At 72.5% G+C, this 3478-nt stretch carries 3 protein-coding genes; 1 reads left to right on the top strand and 2 read right to left on the bottom strand.

The annotated features are described in order from the left end of the window. A partial coding sequence (locus tag BHU15_RS29440; protein WP_171908473.1) for an AAA family ATPase occupies positions 1-1001 on the bottom strand: 1001 nt, incomplete at its 3' end. Positions 1002-1152: 151 nt separating this feature from the next. Between BHU15_RS29440 and BHU15_RS29435 the strand changes: the two genes are divergently transcribed. Beyond that, entirely contained in the window at positions 1153-2166 is a 1014-nt protein-coding gene (locus tag BHU15_RS29435) for a glycoside hydrolase family 113 protein (protein ID WP_069629940.1), read from the top strand. 9 nt (positions 2167-2175) lie between these two features. Here BHU15_RS29435 and BHU15_RS29430 read toward each other — a convergent pair. Continuing rightward, positions 2176-3478, bottom strand: a 1303-nt coding sequence (locus BHU15_RS29430) for a hypothetical protein (RefSeq protein ID WP_368483225.1), incomplete at its 5' end; no start/stop codon positions are given.

Raw genomic sequence — 3478 nt, 5'->3', positions numbered from 1 at the left:
CGCGCCATCCGGAGCCGTTCGGCGCTGTCGGCGGCCTCCGTGGGGCCCATTCCGGCGAGGGACACGACGAGTTCGAGGGAGATGTCGGTGCCGAGTATCGCGGCTGCCCAGGCGAAGCGGGTCGTGGTGGTGCCCAGCTCCTCGAGCCGGGCGATGAGACCGGTGCCGCGGGTCATGGCGCCGAGCGCGCTGAGGGCGTCGGCGGATCCGCCGACGGGGTCCAGTGCCTCGTCCCGTGCCTTGGCGAGCAGTTCGACGGTTTCGTAGGCGTTGCCGCCGGTGACTTCCCACACCTCGCGGCAGAACGGGTCGTCCGCGTGCTCGCCGAGGGTGGCACGGGCGAGCTTCGCGGTGGCCTCGGAGGTCAGCGCCTTGAGGGTGACGAGCAGCCGGGCGCTCTCGCCGAGGGCCCGCAGGAGGTGGGCGCACTCGCCGATCGCGTCCTCGCTGCGGTACGCAACGACGACCAGAATCGGCGGGCCGGCCGTACGCCGGGCGAAGGACGCCAGCCAGGCGAGGGATTCCAGGTCGGACCAGTGCGCGTCGTCGACGACCACGATGAGCGGGGGCAGTGTCTCGGCGAGTCTGCGGAACAGGGTCTCCAGGCCGTCCCGGACACCCTGCGGGTCGGCCGGTCGCGCGCCGGGCGGCGCCACTCCGAGGGCGGGGCCGACGATGTCGTAGCCGTCGCCGAGCAGTTCGCGTACCTCGGCGGGGGTGCGCGTCGTGAGGGCCGGCTGGAGCAGTTGCCGTACGACGTGGAACGGCACCGAGGTCACGGTCTCGCCGCCGCGCGCCGACCACACCGTGCAGCGGCCGGCCCCCATGCGCCGGACCTCGGCGAGCAGCGCGGTCTTGCCGAGTCCGGCGGCGCCCCGGTAGACGAGGAGTCCGCCGGACGGGGTGTCTCCGAACAGTCCTTCCACGGCGTGTGCGGCGGCCGCGATTTCGGGCTCGCGTTCGAGGAGTGGGAGGCCGGCCGGACCCGTCGGCGGGGACATCATCACCCTCCTTGGATGAACGGGCGTGCAGGTCAGGTCACGACCCTAGCCCGGCGGTCCCGCCGATGGGCAGGGATCCGCGCGGATCCGGACGATTTCGGCCGGTGCCGATCGATCACGTGTACGCGTCCGGTGTCTCTATGGTCACACCATGCGAGAAGAACAGACAGAGCGCGCGGCGCCGTTGGTCTGGAAGGGCGTCAACTACGACACGGGGACGGACTATTCGGGCCGCGGCTCGGCGCCGCCGCCGTGGCCCGACGAGGTCGTGCGGGGTCATATGGCGCTCATCCGGCGGGAGTTGCACGCGAACTCGCTCACGGTGTTCGGCACGGACGTCGAGCGGCTCGCGGCGTACGCGGGCTTCGCCGCCGAGGCGGGGCTGCATGTCTGGTTGCAGCCCCGTCTCATCGAGGGCGACGCGGACGCGACGCTGGCGCACCTCGCGGCGGCGGCCGAGGCGGCGGAGCGGCTGCGGCAGCGCCACGGGGACGGGGCCGTCGGCCTCAACGTCGGCTGCGAGCTGACGATCTTCGGCTCGGGCCTGATTCCCGGCGGAACGTACGGGGAGCGCACGGCCAAGCTGTCGATGCCGGACTGGTGGCCCCGTATGCCGGAGTTCAGCGAGAGACTGAACGTGACGCTGGCCCGCGCGGTCGACGTGGCCCGCGCGCGCTTCGGCGGGCCGCTGACGTACGGCGGCGCCCTGTGGGAGCAGGTGGAGTGGTCCGGCTTCGACTTCGTCGGCCAGAACTACTACCGGATGGCGTACAACACCGAGCAGTACACGGACGGTCTGCGCGCCCATCTGGACCACGGAAAACCGCTCCTGATCACGGAGTTCGGCTGTTGCACCTTCGAGGGCGCGGCGGCGGCCGGGCCGACCGGCTTCGACATCATCGACTGGTCGGCGGATCCCCCGGTACTGGCCGGCGCCTACGTGCGCTCGGAACAGGAACAGGCCGACTACCTGACGGACCTGCTCGACCTATACGAGACGCACGGTGTCCACGGCGCGTACGTCTACGACTTCGCCTCCTCGAAGCCGTACTCCCCCGATCCGGCACGCGACTTGGACATGGGGAGTTTCGGTCTGCTGAAGGCGGTGAACGGGGGCTGGGAAAAGAAGGAGTCGTTCCGGGCGGTGGCGAGGCGATTCGCCTGAGGCAGGTGACTAGGCCCGGTCTCGGGCCTTGCCGGCGCCTCGGAGGGAGGCGAGGACCAGGCGGCCGTAGCGGGTGGTGAGCGCGGCGGCCGTCGCGACGATCGACAGGCCGAGGGCGGCGAGGAGGTGGGAGACCGACTCGTCGCCGATGACCTGGAGGACACCGAGCGCCGTGCCGAGCGGCAGGCCGAGGATGGTGAGGACTCCCAGGGCGCCGCTGATCTGCTGGCTCTCCAGGGTCTGCACGAGCCGGCTGTAGTCGGCGGCCTCGGCGAGGATCTCGGCGAACCGTTCGGGGAGGCGGTGCTGGTGCTGGAAGGCGCGCAGCAGGCCGTTGGCGGGGCCGTGGGCGGTGAGGTGCTGGCGCCAGTAGGTACTGCGGAAGCGGGCGATGTTCTTCTCCAGCGCGGTCACCCGGCGGGTGAGGCGGTCGGAGTCGAAGACCGCGGAGAGTTCCTCGGTCAGCTCGTCTATGTGGTCGCGCTGGAGCGAGCCGAGCAGCAGGGCGTCGAGGTAGACGGTACGGGCGTGCAGGGCGCCGAAGTCGTAGAAGTCGCCGTCCCCGGTGTCGGCGCGGTGGCCGAGGAACGCGGCACCGTGGCGCAGCACGAGGGCGCTCCAGTCGGCGGATACGCGCACCGTGGAGGCGTCGCGGTTCGGGACGCTCTCGGGGGCGAGCGGGAGGTCGCCCGGGTTCGACCGGGAGGCGAGCTGCCAGAGCCAGCGGTCGGCCGTGGGCGGGAGCGTCGTCTCGGGGTCCGGGCGCAGCGCGGGTGTGTGGTGCGCCTCGGGGGTCACGAACGCGACGGTGTACGGGCGGGCGAGGGCGAACGTGCCTGTCCCGTCGCGTACTTCGGCGATCCCGGCCAGGAGCGCCGCCGGGTCGAGCGGCCCGGTGAGTGGTTCGGGTCCGGCGGTGGGGCGGTGGCCGATGGCCCGCAGCACGGGGAGCAGCGGCCGGTCGACGGTGAAGTGCAGGACGGCGAGGGCGTGTTGGGCGGTGCGGACGGTGGCGGTACGCAGGATCTCCAGGCCGGCCAGGTGCAGGCCCTCGTGGGTGACGGAGGCGTACCGGTGCCAGCGGCAGGGGCGGTCCGGGGTGCCGTAGAGGACGCGGGCGGAGGCGGGGGCGAAGTAGCGGGAGCGGGTGGCGGTGTCGGTGCGGCGGGCGCCGAGTTCGAACGGGTACGGGCCCGTGGCCCAGCCTGAGCGGGGGTCCGGTGTGCGGTGCAGCCGGAGCGGGAGGACGACGGTGAGGGTCTGGCGCGCGCCGATGACGGATTCGAGATCGGGGGCGGGGCCGGGGGTGAGG

The organism is Streptomyces niveus (assembly GCF_001723055.1).
Taxonomy (GTDB): domain Bacteria; phylum Actinomycetota; class Actinomycetes; order Streptomycetales; family Streptomycetaceae; genus Streptomyces; species Streptomyces niveus.
This window is presented reverse-complemented; position numbering and strand designations above follow the sequence as displayed.

What these genes read in the sequence shown, in the direction of transcription:
- BHU15_RS29435 (WP_069629940.1), top strand. Translation starts at nt 1,153, where the DNA reads ATGCGAGAAGAACAGACAGAGCGCGCGGCGCCGTTGGTCTGGAAGGGC.